The sequence below is a fragment of the Pantoea sp. GW821-FHT03E06 genome, assembly GCF_059420725.1.
The window spans coordinates 2246001-2262886 of the sequence record NZ_JBWKUG010000001.1 but is presented as its reverse complement, the minus strand read 5'-3'; the positions used below and the strand labels follow the sequence as shown (position 1 = coordinate 2262886).

The following is a 16886-nucleotide window of genomic DNA, read 5'->3' as shown; positions in this document are numbered from 1 at the left end:
GCTGACCCTGGCATGAACAATATTTTCAAGATCGGTATGATCGCGGGCCTGCTATTGGCAGGCCCCACCTTTGGCGCAGATAACATTACGCGTGCCGACCAGATTCCACAGCTACATGAAGACCCGCAGCATCCAACCGTCAGTGAACGCGTTACCTCGCGCTTTACCCGTTCCCACTATCGCCAATTCGATTTGAATCAGGACTTTTCAGCGAAAATTTTTGATCGCTACCTGAATCTGCTCGATTACAGCCACAACGTGCTGCTGGCATCGGATATCGCGCAATACGCTGATAAAAAAACCACCGTGGGCGATGAGTTCCGCAGCGGTAAGCTGGATGTGTTTTACGATCTCTACAATCTGGCGCAGAAACGTCGCTTCGAGCGCTATCAATATGCGCTGAGTGTTCTGAATCGCCCTATGAATTTCACCGGCAATGACACCATTGACATTGACCGAGCAAAATCGCCCTGGCCGAAAAGCGTTGATGAGCTGAATGCGCTGTGGGATGCCAAAGTAAAATACGATGAACTGAGCCTGAAACTGGCCGGTAAAGATGAAAAAGATATCCGTGAAACGCTGACCAAGCGTTACAACTTTGCCATCCGTCGTTTGGCGCAAAGCAATAGTGAAGATGTGTTCCAGCTGGCGATGACCGCGTTTGCGCATGAAATCGATCCGCACACGAACTATCTTTCACCGCGCAATACCGAGCAATTCAATACTGAGATGAGCCTGTCTCTGGAGGGGATTGGTGCGGTGCTGCAGATGGATGACGATTACACCGTAATCAACTCGATGGTGGCGGGTGGACCTGCTGCGAAGAGTAAATCGATCACCGTTGGCGATCGTATCGTTGGCGTTGGTCAGCCGGGCAAACCGATGGAAGATGTTATCGGCTGGCGTTTGGACGATGTGGTTTCCAAAATTAAAGGGCCGAAGGGCAGTAAAGTGCGTCTTGAAGTCCTGCCTGCGGGTAAAGGGACCAAAACCCGAACGGTCACGCTGACGCGTGAGAAAATCCGTCTGGAAGATCGTGCCGTAAAAGGGACCGTGCATAACGTCGGTAAAGAGAAAGTCGGCGTGCTGGATATTCCAGGCTTCTACGTTGGTCTGACTGACGACGTAAAAGTACAGCTGCAGAAACTGCAAAAGCAGAACGTCGACAGCATCGTGATTGATCTCCGTACTAACGGTGGCGGCGCGTTGACCGAAGCGGTTTCCCTGTCGGGTCTGTTTATTCCGAGTGGTCCGGTGGTGCAGGTGCGTGATAACAATGGCCGTGTGCGTCAGGACAGCGATAACGACGGGATTGTGTATTACAAAGGTCCGCTGGTCGTACTGGTGGACCGCTTCAGCGCCTCCGCATCTGAAATCTTTGCCGCGGCGATGCAGGATTATGGCCGAGCACTGATTGTCGGCGAACCGACTTTCGGTAAAGGTACCGTGCAGCAATACCGTTCACTGAACCGAATTTACGATCAGATGTTGCGTCCAGAGTGGCCAGCGTTAGGTTCCGTGCAGTACACCATTCAAAAGTTCTATCGCATCAACGGTGGCAGTACACAGCGCAAGGGCGTTACGCCTGATCTGCTGATGCCCACCGGCGTAGAGGCTGCAGAAACGGGTGAGAAGTTTGAGGACAATGCACTTCCATGGGACAGCGTAAATGCGGCCAGTTATACCAAAACCGGCGATATCGCGCCGCTGGTACCGCAGCTGACCAAAGAGCATGCAGACCGCATCGCGAAAGATCGTGAATTCCAATACATCATGAAAGATATTGCACGCTTTGATGCCATGAAGGATAAGCGTAATATCGTGTCGCTCAATCTTGCCCAGCGTGAGAAAGAGAACCACGAAGATGATGCATTACGTCTGGAGCGTATTAACGCGCGTTATCAGGCGGAAGGCAAAGCACCGCTTAAGAGCATTGAAGATCTGCCGAAAGACTACAAAGAACCCGATCCGTATTTAGATGAAACGGTGAAAATCGCTAACGATATGGCGCAGCTGGAAAAAAATCAGCCGGCAGCCGAAGCAGCGAAATAATCCTTTGGCTTGAAATCAGCACCGCTCCGGCGGTGCTTTTTTTTGCGTGAGAATTATTTTCTACTGGATGGCACGCACTGAATTGCGCAGGCTGCCATCTAATGTAAAGTTATGTCTTTTTAGGCACTTAAAGATTAAGGTTGCTTGAAATGCGTGGCAATGACCATAGGATAGGTATCCGCGCATGAGCGCGTGAACAACTGAGGAAGAATAACGTTTATGATGCGTATTGCTCTTTTCCTGCTCACCAACCTGGCGGTGATGTTGGTATTCGGACTGATATTAAGTCTGACAGGAATCCAGTCAAGCAGTGTTCAGGGCCTGATGATTATGGCAGGTCTGTTTGGCTTTGGCGGTGCGTTTGTTTCACTGCTGATGTCCAAATGGATGGCGTTACGATCCGTTGGCGGTGAAGTCATTGAACAACCCCGTAATGAGACGGAACGCTGGCTGATGAATACCGTTGGCCGCCAGGCTCAGCAGGCCGGCATTGCGATGCCGCAGGTGGCAATTTATCACGCGCCGGATATCAATGCTTTTGCTACTGGTGCGCGCCGCGATGCTTCGCTGGTTGCCGTTTCTACCGGACTGCTGCAAAACATGAGTCGTGATGAAGCGGAAGCGGTATTGGCGCATGAAATTGCCCATATCGCCAACGGTGACATGATTACCATGACGCTAATTCAGGGTGTGGTGAACACCTTTGTTATCTTCATCTCCCGAATTCTTGCGCAAATCGCTTCGGGCTTCCTGTCCGGTAATCGCGATGGTGAAGAGAGCGGGAACGGTAATCCAATGGTTTATTTCGCCGTCTCGATGGTGCTAGAGCTGCTGTTCGGTTTCCTCGCCAGCCTGATTACCATGTGGTTCTCACGTCACCGTGAATTCCACGCTGATGCAGGTTCTGCGAAGCTCGTGGGGCGTGAGAAGATGATTGCGGCGCTGCAGCGTCTGAAAACCAGCTACGAGCCGCAGGAGCCAAGTAGCATGATGGCGTTTTGCATTAACGGCAAAAACAAATCGTTGAGTGAGCTATTCATGTCACATCCGCCGCTTGATAAGCGTATCGAAGCGTTGCGTACGGGTGAATACCTCAAGTAATTGCGATTTATTGCAGAACAAGGGCGCTGAACGGCGCCCTTGTTATTTCTATGATTCGACGGTCGCGCGTGATTGCGTCATACGTGCCAAACTCACTACCGCAGCGACGGTGGCAAAGCTGCCAGCCAGCACCAGCGACGCATGAGTACCGCTATCGTTGAAGAGATTAAACATCAGTGCCACCAGCGCTGCGCCGCTACTTTGTCCCACTAAACGCGCGGTGCCCAGCATTCCACTGGCACCACCGCTACGATTACGCGGTGCAGCTGAGATGATGGTGTGGTTGTTCGGTGACTGGAACAAACCAAAGCCGGCACCGCACAGCATCATACGCCAGATAATATCCGCATCGGTTGGCTGCGTGGGCAGCAGCGCCAGCAGGAAAAGCCCAGCGGCGAACATCGCTAACCCCAATCCGCCTAATAATCCCGCATGGAATTTCTCAATCAGCCGACCCGCAATCGGCGCCATTACCATCGTCGCCAGCGGCCACGGCGTTAACAGCAGGCCCGTTGCGACTTCATTGCGCCCCAGCACGTTTTGCAGGAAAAACGGCAGCGCCACCATCGCCAGCATCTGTGCGCAGAACGAGCAAATTGAGGTGCCAATCGATAGTGAAAAAATGGGGATACGCAGTAAGTCCACAGGTAGCAGCGGAACGGGCATGGCCAGTTGCCGACGAACAAATATCACACCCACCAGCACCAACGCCACCAGTTCGGCCACAATCAGCCAGCCGTTCTGTCCCTGAGAAAAGCCGCTGAGCGCGGAAATCAGCAGGCCAAAGAACAGTGCATTCATAATGGCACTTGGCACATCAAATTTTTGTTGTTTTGCTTTCTGAGTGTTATCAGGCAGGAAACGCAACGCTAGCCACAGCGCGATAATCCCTAAAGGAACATTAATCAGGAATAACCACTTCCAACTGGCGACTGAAAGAATGGCCGCTGCAACGGTGGGTCCTGCTGCGCTGGATACGGCAACGATCAGCGAGTTAATCGCCATCCCACGCCCAAGAAAGCGCTGCGGGTAGATGATACGAATCAGTGCCGTATTCACGCTCATCAGCGCTGCACCGCCAAAGCCTTGCAGCACACGAGCAACCGTCAGCATATTCAGCGAGGAGGAGAGGGCGCAAAACAGCGACGTGGCGATGAACAGGGCCAGCCCGACCTGATAGATGCGCCGATAACCGAGCATATCTCCGAGAAACGACAGCGACAGCAGCGAGATAACGATCGCGATTTGATAGGCGTTAACAATCCAGATCGATTCTGCTGGGCTAGCATTGAGTTCGCGTGCAATGGTGGGCAAAGCTACATTAGCGATGGCGCCATCAAGTACCGCCATCATGATGCCAAGCGCAATGGTGATTATCGCGCCATAGCGCTGGGGAACGGGTAAACCATCCTGAGAAACGGTTAAAGACATAAGTTAGATAAATGAAGGGGGTGAATATCATCATGCTAATCAATTCGCTGGCGAAAAGCACCGCATTCATTGACATAAAATTACGTGTGAATGTGTCACTGAGTCTGGGTCGTTGCCGCCAGCGATGGGAAACGCATATACTGACGATTCTGTTCCGTTTTTTTTGAAACACTTTCAAAAAAGGATACGCGCCATGGCGAGTAGCGAAAATGACAAACAGCCGGACTCCGTTTCATCAGTAATGAAGGTGTTTGGCATTTTACAGGCGCTGGGGGAAGAGCGCGATCACGGTATTACTGAATTATCCCAGCGCGTTATGATGTCGAAGAGCACCGTTTATCGCTTTCTGCAGACCATGAAGTTGCTCGGCTACGTGGCGCAGGAAGGGGAGAGTGAGAAATATTCGCTGACTCTCAAACTGTTTGAACTCGGTGCCAAAGCCTTACAGAACGTTGATCTGATTCGTAGTGCAGATATTGAGATGCGCGAACTCTCGCGCTTAACGAAAGAAACCATTCATCTTGGTGCGCTGGAAGAAGACAGCATCGTCTACATCCACAAAATCGATTCGCTGTATAATTTGCGAATGTATTCCCGCATAGGTCGCCGTAATCCATTGCATACCACGGCAATTGGGAAAGTGCTGCTTGCCTGGCGTGAGCGCGCTGAAGTGCAGGAAATTCTAAACGAAGTGGAGTTTCGTCGCAGCACAGCGAAAACCATTGTCACGGCCGAGGCGCTATTGGCCGTTTTGGATCAGGTCAAAGATCAAGGTTTTGGCGAAGATAATGAAGAGCAGGAAGAGGGATTACGCTGCATCGCAGTACCGGTATTTGACCGTTTTGGCGTGGTGATCGCCGGGCTCAGTATCTCATTTCCGACTATCCGCTTCTCCGAAGAGGCGAAAAATGAATATGTTGCGATGCTGCATCGTGCAGCACGAAATTTGTCCGAACAGATGGGCTACCACACTTATCCTTTTTAACGATTAAAAACGGGCTGTTGCCAGCCCGTTTCATCATTAGTTATCGACGACTTCGCCACTTTTCTTCAGCAGTGGACAATCCGTTACGCCAACGATTCCACTATCTGTGTGCAGGTACTGTGCCGTGATCATGCCGCGCGCTGTTAAGTAGCTACACTGTAGTCCTAATCCTGCCGCATTCTTATTGCTACCGGTGAGGACACCATAGCCCGTAAGCAGCATGGCCAGCCAAATCAGCGCTACCAACCCAATCGTGCGAATAAGTAATTTCATGCTTTCTTCTCCTTGTGATACATAACGCAGCTGTCCTGACGTTGCTGCCAAACCTACTGTAGTAGCATGCCTCGCTTTAGCCAACGGATCGATCAGAGATAACTGAAAGACGTAACGCTGCGGGATAATCTGCTTTCAGCCGCTACCCATTATCTTTTCTGCCGCCAGCGAGTAGAATCAGCGGCGGAGTAGAGATTTGATTTTTGACTATAGAGGCAGTTATGAATGAATTAGCCGCAAATACCAGTCCGCTGTTAACCTATGGCGTCCTGTCCCTGATCATTATTGTGGCCTTTATCGCCTGGTTCTTCGTCAATCGGGCCAGCGTGCGAGCCAGCGAGCAAATTCAGCTGCTGGAAGCGCTAATAGAAGAGCAAAAGAAACAGAATGTACTGCTGCGTCGTCTGGTCGATGCACAGCCCGCCACAGCAAAACCAGTTGTCGATGAAGACGCGAATGAACAACGCGATTTTATTCGGATGATCCCTGAGCGCTAAGCATGTCATAAGCCATCGTTAGCGATGTGATAAAGTCTCTGCTGCGCACTATAATGGTGCGTAGCAGTTTTTCTACCGGATGTTCATTGTATGAGAAGTACCACTATGAATAGCCATGAAAGATGGCCGGGTGAATATCATCTAAGATTAATCCTAAGGCGCTATCATTAAATCAGGCCTTGTGCTGTTTTTTATAACATTTAATTGTTAAGTGCTTAGAAAAAAATGAGATAAATGCCACATCATTATGAATGCTTTTATATGGGGCGCATATTATTTGCTTCTCCTGCTTTTGGTGCAGAACAATTACTAACTTATACCGAATAAAGCTGTTTGTACAATATTTGTACTGCGCACAATTGTTGCGTGGCAGGCTAACTTTTTGGTGGAATATTTTATTCGTGCCATATTAATGCAATATTTTTCCCGTATTGTTAATGGCTTAAAATGTGTCGTTGAATGCTTCACCGCTACGCTTGACTAATAGGGGTATTAACGCTAACTATACTGAGTGATAACCTTTTTTTGCCCAGTTTATTCTTCCGCTGTCAATACACAGTAGGATGAAGAAAGAGGCGTTAGCAGGTGAATTAGCTAATTATGTGCGTCACGTCGATCACCGTTTAAAAATGGCTTGCCATTAATTTGCGAATATGTGATAACAAATCGTGGGTCAAACGAGGTACAGTTCTGTTTATGTATGGCATCTTCAGTAAAGAAGTTACGAGTAAAGACGTTGACGTTGAATACCGCTTCCTTGCCGAACCTTAAATTAGTGCCTCATTCAGTAATGTCTCTGGTTTATCTGTAAGTCTGCCCTTAGGGCAATATAAACATCGAAAGGAAATTTGCGAAATGGCAAAGATTAAAGGTCAGGTTAAGTGGTTCAACGAGTCTAAAGGTTTTGGTTTTATTACTCCTGCTGACGGTAGCAAAGATGTGTTCGTACACTTCTCTGCAATCCAGGGCAATGGTTTTAAAACTCTGGCTGAAGGCCAAAGCGTTGAGTTCGAAATCCAGGACGGCCAGAAAGGTCCAGCTGCGGTCAACGTTACCCCAATCTGATTTCGATCTCAGGCTCGGTGCCATGCACCACTGATAAGAATCTTAAAGCCCTGCTCTCTGAGCAGGGCTTTTTCTTTATTCTTTCTGTTACCAATTGACCAGGGTAAACTGCGCCGCGAAACGCTAACCCGGAGTTATCTATGTCGTTGATTTGCCCACTTTGTCATCAGCCTCTTCTCCAGCAGTCCAACAGCTTCCGCTGCGATGCGGGACATCAGTTTGATCAGGCTAAAGAGGGGTACGTCAATCTTCTGCCGGTGCAATATAAGGGCTCGCGAGAACCCGGTGACAGTGTTGAAATGCTGCAGGCGCGTCGAGCGTTTCTTGATGCCGGACACTATCAACCTTTACGTCAGAGCGTTGCAGGGCTCCTTGCGCAACAGCTGGGGTCGCACTCATCGCAGGTATTGGATATCGGCTGTGGCGAAGGTTATTACACGGCGGCGATGGCGGAAGCACTGCCTCAGGCACAACTGTTTGGTCTTGATGTGGCTAAGGCAGCGATACGCATGGCGGCTAAGCGCTATCGCAAGGTGAAATTTTGTGTGGCATCAAGCCAGCGTTTACCGTTTGCGGATGCAGCGCTGGATGGGGTCGTGCGTATTTATGCGCCCTGCAGCGAAGATGAGTTGGCGCGCGTCATTAAGCCGGGCGGCTTCGTATTGACGGTGACGCCAGGGCCACACCATTTGCGGCAGTTTAAAGCGCTTATCTATCGCGAAGTGCAGCTTCATGCGGCTGAGGAGAAAGCGTATGCAGGTTTTAAGTTGGCCGATCGGCAGAACCTGCATTACAACATGAGATTAAGTGGGGCTGACGCTGTTAGCTTATTACAAATGACGCCATTTGCCTGGCGCGCACGTGAAGAAGTCTGGCAAAACCTCGCAGCGTCCAGCGAGTTTAGCTGTGATGCCGATTTCACGCTCACACTGTGGCGGCGCGATTAACGCGCTTCCACGAGCGTAGTGTAAATCCGCTCCAGATCGTCAAGCTGCTTAACGGCAATCAGCAGGCGACGTTGTTCCAGCTGCATCACCAGAATGCCGTCTTCAGACAGATTCATGCTTTGGATGCGCCGATAATCAATCCATACAACACCATAAAACAGGCCACTCTCCTTCATCAGCAGTTTTGGACTGCGAATCCAGAATAACCACACCGACATGAAACACAGCACCATCAGCAAATTGGTGGTGAGCTGGGTTCCATGATTATCGATGTTGTTCCATAACAGAATCAGCAGTAACACGATGAAAATAGCGCTATCTATCTTGTGGCGGCGGCGCAGCGCGACACGCAGTTTAGTCGGTCCATTACGGCGCGGTAGGATCGCTTCGTCATAGATAGCATACAGCGCGAAACCTGCAATAAGCAGGGCGATTAGGGCGTCAGTCAGTGACATTAGGTGTTCTTCCTCAACCGAATTTACCTCAACGTGGGCGCTCAGGTAATGCCGTTCGAAAATAGCCGGGAGCCGAGCTCCCGGCCAGATTGTTACAGACCGAGCAGGCCAATCCAATAGCCGAAGATACCAATGGCGAAGAAGCCAACGATAATCCACAGCGCATTGACTTTACGACGCAGCAGCCACATACAACCAAAGGTCAGCAGCAGCGGAATCAGGCCAGGCATCAGCTGATCGAGGATCGACTGAACCGTCGTAACGGTGGTTTTCCCTGTCTGGTCGGTGATGCGTGACACCACCAGCGGCACATTCACATGCGTCCACTTGTTGACCAGCGCCCCCATGACAAAGAGGCCGAGAATCGACGCGCCCTCCGTCAGTTTCTGCAGGAAACCGCCGCCCATATCGCTGACGATATCGACACCTTTCCGATAGCCGTAAGCCACACCGTAATAACGGGTCAACATACGCACCACGTTGAACAGGATGAAGAACAGCAGCGGGCCTAACAGGCTACCGCTCATCGCGATACCGGCGCCCAACGCCGCAAACACTGGGCGAACGGTACCCCAGAAGATCGGGTCGCCAACACCCGCGAGCGGGCCCATTAAACCAACTTTGATACCGTTGATTGCGGCATCATCGATAGCCGCACCGTTAGCGCGTTGCTCTTCCATCGCCATTGTTACGCCGAGCACAGGTGCAGCAACGTATGGATGGGTGTTGAAGAACTCCAGGTGACGTTTAATCGCCTGTTTACGATCGTCGTTGTTTTCCGGGTACAGGCGACGGATCACCGGCACCATTGAGTAGCAAAAACCCAGCGCCTGCATACGTTCAAAGTTCCACGAACCCTGAAACAGGTTGGAGCGCAGGAACACACCGCGGACATCGCCAGGGGTGAGTTTCTTTGGAGTGTTAGTTGTATCAACCATGATTTCACCTGTTCCTAGTCGAGTTCGTTATCGAGGTCATTGTTTGCAGGACCGGCCGTTGCAGCACCTGCAACGCGGTTATATTTCGGTGCCAGCTGGATATACAGCACCGCCATCACCACGCCAATCACGCCCAGCGCAACCAGGTTGAAGTTGGTGAAGGCTGCAGTGACGAAGCCAAGGTAGAAGAACGGCATCAGGTAGCCCGCACGCATCATGTTAATGACCATAGCGTAACCAACTACCACGATCATACCACCGGCGATGTTCAGGCCATTGGTAACAACTTCAGGAATGGAGTTCAGCAACTCCTGAACGATGCTGGTACCCACAGAAATCGCCACGATCAGCGCAGGAATCGCAATACGCATTGCCTGCAAGACCAGAGCGGAAACGTGAATCCAGCTGATTGCGCTCAGGTTGCCTTTCTCCGCTGCCTTATCGGCGGCATGTTGGAAGGCGACGGTGATGGTGCGCACAATGATGGTCAGAACCTGGCCAGCCGCGGCCAGTGGAATAGCCAGCGCGATACCCGCACCCACGCTTTGCCCACCCGCGATAACCAGAATGGTTGAGATGATGGAAGCCAGCGCAGCATCAGGTGCAACCGCAGCACCGATGTTCATCCAGCCCAGCGCGATCATCTCCAGCGTACCGCCGATGATGATACCGGTTTTCATATCGCCAAGAACCGCACCAATTAAGGTACAAGCCACCAGCGGGCGGTGGAATTGAAACTCATCAAGAATCGATCCCATCCCGGCGATACAGGCCACAATAAATATCAAAATGATTTGTAGCGTGGTTATCTCCATTGCATTTCTCCTCTGCAAGGTCTCTAAAATTCGCCCGCATTCGCAGGCAAAGGGCGAACTACGGATTGACCTTGGCGATCAGGTCCATCATTTTCAGTCGCTGATCGCTGGAAACTTTACGCACTTCCAGTTCGATACCGCGCTCGTTAAGTTTGCGGAACGCGGCGATATCTTTCTCATCGACAGATACCGCATTGTTCACCTGCGTTTTGCCCTGACGGAATGCCATGCCGCCGATATTGACGGATTTGATATCCACGCCTTGCTCAACAATCCTTAAGACATCCGTTGGATTGGTAAACAACAGCATCACCTTGTCCTGACCATATTTGGGGTTATTCCAAACGCGGACCATTTTGTCGACATCCACTACGTGCGCGGTAACGCCCGGCGGTGCAACTTGAGTCAGCAAGGTCTTGCGCACATGATCGTTAGCCACTTCATCACTGACGACGATAATGCGCGTGACGTTGGTTTCTTTCGTCCAGCGCGTTGCCACTTGCCCGTGAATCAAGCGGTCATCAATACGCGCAAGGCCAATTTTCATATGATCGCCCGGACCCATCGGTTTTTGCGGCTGGGCAGGGGCTTTTGCCACCACCGGTGCCGCAGCCGCTGGAGCAGGCGTTTCGGTTTTGAGCGCTTTAACGCCTTCACGACCGGCCTCAACTGCGATATGAATCAGTTCCTGCAACGATGGATTGTCATCACGTCCCATCAGCGTTTCCACCAACATCGGAATGTTGACGCCGGCGATGACATCATAGTCAGGTTTGTCTACCACAATACGGCTGGCCGCGTTAAACGGACTGCCACCCCAAGTATCGACCAGGAACAACACGCCCTTTGACGTGTCGAGATCGGCTAGTCGTGCCTGATACTTTTCGATTAGCGTTTCTGCATTTTCGCCGGGAACGAAATCAATCCATCCGACATTTTCCTGCTCACCCAACAGCATTTCTGCTGTTTTAAGCAACTGTTCTGCCGCCCAGCCATGTGTACCAATTACAATAGCAATGGTCACTTGCTACCTCCGTTCGCGTGAGAGATTCTCGGGCAGTGCCGGGAATCATTGAAAATTACCGTTAGTGTTTCAGGTGGATCGTTAGGTCTAAGATGAAGAAAGGCATCAATAAAAAAAACGAAACTATCCGCTGCACAGCGATAAGGTCGCGATTTATTTTAGTGATCGAAAAAATAAATTATGTGATGTTTGTCAGCTATTCAGAGCGTAACGGCGCTAATGTACGCTTTTGTGCGTTATTCAGGCGTTTGCGTAGATATTTGTAAATGTAATAAATTTTTTTGACGCCGTTGATGTAACTGATACATTACTCCTCTGTTTATTACTCAGGAGTACCGGGCTTCAGCTCACCTTTATGGACCGTCACCGACGTCGCTCAACATCTTCTCTGCGCGTTACCGCGCACGCCTTTACGCACTTTAGCGTTATCACCGCCTTTAACGATCTCGCGTCTCACCTTTCGGTGCAGGCTCAAATACGTGCATCTTCACGTTCAGTAAGGAGTCATTGATGGAATTTCTCTTTGATCCCTCAATTTGGGCCGGATTGCTCACGCTCATCGTGCTCGAAATCGTTCTTGGCATTGATAACCTGGTCTTTATCGCCATCCTCGCGGACAAGTTGCCGCCGAAGCAGCGCGATAAAGCCCGTCTGATCGGCCTGTCGCTTGCCCTGGTCATGCGTTTGGGCCTGCTGTCACTGATCTCCTGGATAGTGACACTGACGCGACCCCTATTCAGCGTAGGCGATTTCAGCTTTTCCGGACGAGATTTAATTCTGTTGTTCGGAGGTTTGTTCCTGTTATTCAAGGGAACCATGGAGCTGCATGAGCGACTCGAGAACCGCGGGCTGGAACATCAGGGCAATAAAGGCTACGCCAGCTTCTGGGCGGTGGTAATTCAAATTGTTGTGCTGGATGCCGTATTTTCACTTGATGCGGTGATCACTGCGGTGGGTATGGTAAACCATCTGCCTATTATGATGACGGCAGTTGTTATCGCCATGGGCGTGATGTTGCTGGCTTCAAAACCGCTGACTAACTTCGTCAACGCACACCCAACTGTGGTGGTGCTGTGTCTGAGCTTCCTGCTCATGATTGGTTTGTCCCTGGTGGCGGAAGGCTTTGGGTTCCACATTCCTAAAGGTTATCTGTACGCCGCGATTGGCTTCTCAATTATCATCGAGTTGTTCAACCAGATTGCGCGCCGTAACTTTATTCGTCATCAGGAACATCGGCCGATGCGCGAACGTACCGCAGAAGCGATTCTGCGTTTGATGGGCGGACGTCAGCGCAAACAGGCAACCACCGCGGAAGAAACCTCATTGACTGAAGCGATGCCGCAGGAAGCCTTTAAGGACGAAGAGCGCTACATGATCAACGGCGTGTTGACGCTCTCTCAGCGCTCTATCCGCAGCATTATGACACCGCGCGGTAATATCTCCTGGGTTGATGTTTCGCGTCCGCTGGATGAAATCCGTATTCAGCTGCTGGATACGCCGCACAGTTTGTTCCCGGTATGTCGCGGTGAACTGGATGAAATCATTGGCGTGGTGCGGGCTAAAGAGCTGCTGGTGGCGCTGGAACATGGAATGGATGTGGCCACCTTCGCCGCCAATACGCCGGCGATTGTGGTACCCGAAACCCTGGATCCGATAAACCTGCTGGGCGTGCTGCGTCGTGCGAAAGGCAGCTTTGTTATCGTTACCAACGAATTTGGTGTGGTACAGGGTTTAATCACGCCGCTCGACGTACTGGAAGCGATTGCCGGTGAGTTCCCGGATGAAGATGAAACGCCGGATATCATTGCGGATGGTGACGGTTGGTTAGTGAAGGGCGGCACCGATCTGCACTCGCTGCAACAGCTGCTGGATCATCACGAATTGGTGAAGGCCGATGAAGATCACGCCTCGTTAGCCGGTTTGCTGATTGCGCAAAAAGGCCAGCTGCCACTTCCAGGAGAAGTGATTGATCTGCCACCGTTGCATTTCCAGGTCATTGAGGCGACGGAGTACCGCATCGACCTGGTTCGCGTAACGAAAGATAAGCCCTATGACCACGAAGAACATGAAGAGTAAATCATTGTGCGGGGATAAATAAAAAACGGCCACTCCGTAACGAGTGGCCGTTTTTTTATGCGCTTAACTCGCCCTGATGCCGTTCCAGCCAAAGCGGGAAGTCTTCAATCGGCATTGGGCGCGCGTAGAAATAGCCTTGTAGATGATCAACACCCCGTTCACGCAGATAGTGCGCCTGCTCCGCAGTCTCAACGCCTTCTGCCACCAGAGAAATATTAAGGCGCTGCGCCAGCGAAATCACCATGTCTGTGACGGTAGCATTAATCGCATCAGTACCAATCGCCGCGGTAAAAATCTTGTCGATTTTCAACACGTCGGGTTTGAGATCCTTCAGGTAAGCCAGCGAACTGTGGCCGGTACCAAAATCATCAATCGCCAGGCGAACACCAATCTCATGTAATTGCGCTACCACTGATTGATCAATCACCGGCAGGGCATCTCGTTCAGTCAACTCTACCACCAGCTTCGGAAGCGGGTTGGCCGGCCACCAGATAGTTTGAAGATCATCGACGATTGCACGGTCACGGAAATGGCTGGCGGCCACGTTGATGGCAATATGGAATGAGGGACACTGCGGCAGATTCGGCAATTCATGCACGACTTTAGCCAGGACAAAGCGCGTCAAAGGCGCAATCAAATTTTGTCGCTCGGCAAGCGGAATAAACACGTCCGGCGCAATCCACCCCTGGCGCTGGTTATGCCAGCGCAGCAGCAGCTCCATGCCGTCACACTCTCCGTTTTGGGCATTGATCAGCGGTTGGCAATAGACCATGAATTCGTTGGCGGCGATGCCATAACTGATTTGCCAGCTAAGGCTCATCCGGTTTGCCGTCGCCAGCCAGACCATATACCCCATCAACAGGCTCAGCATCAACGCCAGCGGCAGTTGCGAAGGCAGCGTATTCAGTGCCAGACGCGCGGGTGAGGGGCCATACAGGGTGATACTAAACGGATAGCGCAACGACGCTTGATCGTAAGCGACTTCATCATCAGCGGGCACGGTATGTTCAATCAGCGGGTTGCCGTACTCAAGGCTTTGGCCGCCTACATTGAAAATGGCACGCTCTACCCATGGCAGTTGGGGTTCTAGCAAATAATTGGTCATCAATTCAATATTAATGACTTGCAGCAGGCCTTCATGATTATTGAGTGATTTAGGTGTCCAGAGCAGCAGCACCGGCGAACCTTTCAACAAGTCATTATCGGTAACCAGCATCATGCGCTGATTGTTAAGTGCCAGCTCAGGATAAGTTTGACTAAAGGAGAGGTTTAACGGGCCAAAAATACTGGAGCAGTAAAGCGTATCATCCTGCACCAGTAGCACGGTACGCACGGTTTGCAGTGAGGCGATTTTTTCTATCAGCGGGTAGCGCACCTGAGCGCAAGGCACGCCCACTAACCCGAGCGTGTTGTTGGCGGAAACGTCCAGCGGCGAGAACATACGATCAAATCGTTCGATCGCGCGGGTAGCGAAATTCAGTGACTGCTGCTCAATGCGCGACTTCTCTTCGACATAGCGAAAAGTCAGCGTCAGAACCAGAACCAGCGAGGCGATCGCTAACGCAATAAGCAGACGCTTACGGCGAAATTGACCCACAAATTGCTGGGGAACGAGCATCAGTAACCACCTTGCAAAATCAAAGATTGAAGCCAAATTAACGTGTAGGTTATCGGCATTGAGGCGGCCAGGTTTAGCGCCGCTGAATAAAAAAAACGGCACTAAAAAAAGCGCGGCCACTCAGGGCCGCGCGCGAAATTAATGTATCTGGTTTACTCACAGGGAGGTAGCAACAGATGCTGAAAAATAATCAACTGTTGCTTTAATCATCACCAACGCGGTGAGTTCAGGTTAGTCACACTGAACTTTAATCGCCAGACCACCGCGCGAGGTTTCACGGTATTTTGCGTTCATATCTTTGCCGGTTTCGTACATCGTCTCAATGACTTTATCTAACGAAACACGCGGTTCCGTGGTGCGGCGCAGCGCCATGCGCGCAGAGTTGATGGCTTTTACTGAAGCAATGGCATTACGTTCAATACACGGCACCTGAACCTGGCCGGCGACGGGATCGCAGGTCAAACCAAGATTGTGCTCCATGCCGATTTCGGCGGCGACACAAACCTGTTCCGGGCTGCCACCCAAAAGTTCCGCCAGCCCGGCGGCGGCCATCGAGCAGGCCACGCCCACTTCGCCCTGACAACCGACTTCAGCACCGGAAATAGAAGCGTTCATTTTATACAGCACGCCAATCGCCCCGGAGGCGAGGAAGTAACGAATGAAAATGTCAGGTGTGACGGTTTCAATAAAATGATCGTAGTAGGCCAGCACCGCCGGAACGATACCGCAGGCGCCGTTAGTTGGCGCAGTGACTACACGTCCACCGGCAGCGTTCTCTTCATTCACCGCCAACGCAAACATATTCACCCAGTCGATGACGTCCATAGGATCGTTTGAGTGTTTATTGGAGGAAACCAATAGACGGCGCAGGGAAGCTGCCCGGCGTGGCACACGCAGTGGACCCGGCAGTACGCCTTCGGTATTGAGACCGCGATCGATACATGCCTGCATGGTTTGCCACACGTGACCAAAATAGGCGTGAATCTCATCGCGGCTATGCAGTGCCAGCTCGTTTTTCATCACCAAACCCGACAGCGACAAACCGCTTTCACGGCAGTGGCTCAGCAACTCTTTGGCGGAATTAAACGGCCAGGGAACAGAAACCTCATCCAGCACCGGCTGACCAAAGTGCTCTTCATCGACGATGAAACCGCCGCCGATGGAATAGTACGTTTTGCTCAGGATCAGTAGATCACCCGCGAAGGCGTACACCGTCATGCCGTTTTCATGCAGCGATAAATTCTCGCTGCGGAACACCATACCGCCTTCGCGAGGGAAATCCACTTCGCGCGCGCCGTTGGCTAACAGCAAGCGTTCGCGCTGCTCAACGTCTTTGATGAAGGCGGGAATGCCATCGATATCAACGGTGGCCGGTTCGAAACCCGCCAGCCCCATGATAATGGCGATATCGGTGTGGTGTCCTTTGCCCGTCAGCGACAGCGAACCGTAGACATCAACCGATATGCGCGTGACGTCTTGCAATTTGCCTTGTTCGGCCAGCAGGTCAACAAACTGTTTGCCCGCTTTCATTGGGCCAACGGTATGCGAACTGGATGGACCGATGCCAACTTTAAACATGTCAAAAACACTAATCACAGGTGACACTCCT

16 protein-coding genes are annotated in these 16886 nt (G+C 51.4%); 8 read left to right on the top strand and 8 right to left on the bottom strand.

Going from position 1 to position 16886, the window contains the following annotated elements:
* The first annotated feature begins 12 nt into the window (after positions 1-12).
* On the top strand, positions 13-2052 hold the full coding sequence (gene prc, locus AC07WB_RS10540) for a carboxy terminal-processing peptidase (protein WP_345829506.1): 2040 nt from the start codon (positions 13-15) through the stop codon (positions 2050-2052).
* 219 nt (positions 2053-2271) lie between these two features.
* The gene (gene htpX, locus AC07WB_RS10535) at positions 2272-3153 is read left to right on the top strand and encodes a protease HtpX (protein ID WP_097097124.1); all 882 of its coding nucleotides are present in this window, start codon (positions 2272-2274) and stop codon (positions 3151-3153) included.
* 48 nt (positions 3154-3201) lie between these two features.
* Here htpX and AC07WB_RS10530 read toward each other — a convergent pair whose 3' ends face one another.
* Positions 3202-4584 carry an MFS transporter gene (locus AC07WB_RS10530; protein WP_097097125.1) on the bottom strand — a complete coding sequence of 461 codons (1383 nt, stop codon included), beginning with the start codon at positions 4582-4584 and terminating at the stop codon, positions 3202-3204.
* A gap of 193 nt (positions 4585-4777) precedes the next feature.
* Here AC07WB_RS10530 and kdgR point away from each other — a divergent pair, with 193 nt between their 5' ends.
* On the top strand, positions 4778-5569 hold the full coding sequence (kdgR, locus tag AC07WB_RS10525) for a DNA-binding transcriptional regulator KdgR (protein ID WP_494940455.1): 792 nt from the start codon (positions 4778-4780) through the stop codon (positions 5567-5569).
* Between the two features lie 36 nt (positions 5570-5605).
* Here the strand turns inward: kdgR and AC07WB_RS10520 are convergent, their stop codons facing one another.
* On the bottom strand, positions 5606-5842 hold the full coding sequence (locus tag AC07WB_RS10520) for a YobH family protein (RefSeq protein WP_097097127.1): 237 nt from the start codon (positions 5840-5842) through the stop codon (positions 5606-5608).
* Between the two features lie 221 nt (positions 5843-6063).
* Between AC07WB_RS10520 and AC07WB_RS10515 the strand changes: the two genes are divergently transcribed.
* From AC07WB_RS10515 to rlmA, 4 genes are all read left to right on the top strand, one after another.
* Positions 6064-6339: a YebO family protein gene (locus tag AC07WB_RS10515; RefSeq protein WP_494940454.1), complete on the top strand. Its 276-nt coding sequence runs from the start codon at positions 6064-6066 to the stop codon at positions 6337-6339.
* A gap of 696 nt (positions 6340-7035) precedes the next feature.
* Positions 7036-7110, top strand: a complete 75-nt coding sequence (locus AC07WB_RS10510; RefSeq protein ID WP_110866451.1) for a DUF2627 domain-containing protein — start codon at positions 7036-7038, stop codon at positions 7108-7110.
* An 84-nt stretch (positions 7111-7194) separates the two neighbouring features.
* The gene (gene cspE / locus AC07WB_RS10505; protein WP_008110414.1) at positions 7195-7404 is read left to right on the top strand and encodes a transcription antiterminator/RNA stability regulator CspE; all 210 of its coding nucleotides are present in this window, start codon (positions 7195-7197) and stop codon (positions 7402-7404) included.
* A gap of 140 nt (positions 7405-7544) precedes the next feature.
* Entirely contained in the window at positions 7545-8351 is an 807-nt protein-coding gene (gene rlmA / locus AC07WB_RS10500) for a 23S rRNA (guanine(745)-N(1))-methyltransferase (protein ID WP_494940453.1), read from the top strand.
* Here the strand turns inward: rlmA and AC07WB_RS10495 are convergent.
* From AC07WB_RS10495 to manX, 4 genes are all read right to left on the bottom strand, one after another.
* A complete protein-coding gene (locus tag AC07WB_RS10495) occupies positions 8348-8806 on the bottom strand; it encodes a DUF986 family protein (RefSeq protein WP_097097130.1) in 459 nt (152 codons plus the stop codon). The genes rlmA and AC07WB_RS10495 overlap by 4 nt on opposite strands.
* Positions 8807-8898: 92 nt before the next feature.
* The gene (locus AC07WB_RS10490) at positions 8899-9744 is read right to left on the bottom strand and encodes a PTS mannose transporter subunit IID (protein ID WP_097097131.1); all 846 of its coding nucleotides are present in this window, start codon (positions 9742-9744) and stop codon (positions 8899-8901) included.
* Between the two features lie 14 nt (positions 9745-9758).
* Positions 9759-10559, bottom strand: coding sequence for a PTS mannose/fructose/sorbose transporter subunit IIC (locus AC07WB_RS10485; protein WP_097097132.1), 801 nt, complete (start codon positions 10557-10559; stop codon positions 9759-9761).
* 58 nt (positions 10560-10617) lie between these two features.
* Complete coding sequence (gene manX, locus AC07WB_RS10480; protein ID WP_345829514.1) at positions 10618-11583, bottom strand: PTS mannose transporter subunit IIAB; 966 nt, start codon at positions 11581-11583, stop codon at positions 10618-10620.
* Between the two features lie 510 nt (positions 11584-12093).
* Between manX and AC07WB_RS10475 the strand changes: the two genes are divergently transcribed.
* On the top strand, positions 12094-13659 hold the full coding sequence (locus AC07WB_RS10475; RefSeq protein WP_345829515.1) for a TerC family protein: 1566 nt from the start codon (positions 12094-12096) through the stop codon (positions 13657-13659).
* Positions 13660-13714: 55 nt separating this feature from the next.
* Here the strand turns inward: AC07WB_RS10475 and AC07WB_RS10470 are convergent, their stop codons facing one another.
* On the bottom strand, positions 13715-15277 hold the full coding sequence (locus AC07WB_RS10470) for an EAL domain-containing protein (RefSeq protein WP_345829517.1): 1563 nt from the start codon (positions 15275-15277) through the stop codon (positions 13715-13717).
* 231 nt (positions 15278-15508) lie between these two features.
* A complete protein-coding gene (locus tag AC07WB_RS10465; protein ID WP_345829519.1) occupies positions 15509-16873 on the bottom strand; it encodes an L-serine ammonia-lyase in 1365 nt (454 codons plus the stop codon).
* Positions 16874-16886 lie beyond the last annotated feature (13 nt).

Coding starts and splice junctions, on each gene's coding strand:
- prc (WP_345829506.1), top strand. CDS start 13: ATGAACAATATTTTCAAGATCGGTATGATCGCGGGCCTGCTATTGGCA.
- htpX (WP_097097124.1), top strand. CDS start 2,272: ATGATGCGTATTGCTCTTTTCCTGCTCACCAACCTGGCGGTGATGTTG.
- AC07WB_RS10530 (WP_097097125.1), bottom strand. CDS start 4,584: ATGTCTTTAACCGTTTCTCAGGATGGTTTACCCGTTCCCCAGCGCTAT.
- kdgR (WP_494940455.1), top strand. CDS start 4,778: ATGGCGAGTAGCGAAAATGACAAACAGCCGGACTCCGTTTCATCAGTA.
- AC07WB_RS10520 (WP_097097127.1), bottom strand. CDS start 5,842: ATGAAATTACTTATTCGCACGATTGGGTTGGTAGCGCTGATTTGGCTG.
- AC07WB_RS10515 (WP_494940454.1), top strand. CDS start 6,064: ATGAATGAATTAGCCGCAAATACCAGTCCGCTGTTAACCTATGGCGTC.
- cspE (WP_008110414.1), top strand. CDS start 7,195: ATGGCAAAGATTAAAGGTCAGGTTAAGTGGTTCAACGAGTCTAAAGGT.
- rlmA (WP_494940453.1), top strand. CDS start 7,545: ATGTCGTTGATTTGCCCACTTTGTCATCAGCCTCTTCTCCAGCAGTCC.
- AC07WB_RS10495 (WP_097097130.1), bottom strand. CDS start 8,806: ATGTCACTGACTGACGCCCTAATCGCCCTGCTTATTGCAGGTTTCGCG.
- AC07WB_RS10490 (WP_097097131.1), bottom strand. CDS start 9,744: ATGGTTGATACAACTAACACTCCAAAGAAACTCACCCCTGGCGATGTC.
- AC07WB_RS10485 (WP_097097132.1), bottom strand. CDS start 10,559: ATGGAGATAACCACGCTACAAATCATTTTGATATTTATTGTGGCCTGT.
- AC07WB_RS10475 (WP_345829515.1), top strand. CDS start 12,094: ATGGAATTTCTCTTTGATCCCTCAATTTGGGCCGGATTGCTCACGCTC.
- AC07WB_RS10470 (WP_345829517.1), bottom strand. CDS start 15,277: ATGCTCGTTCCCCAGCAATTTGTGGGTCAATTTCGCCGTAAGCGTCTG.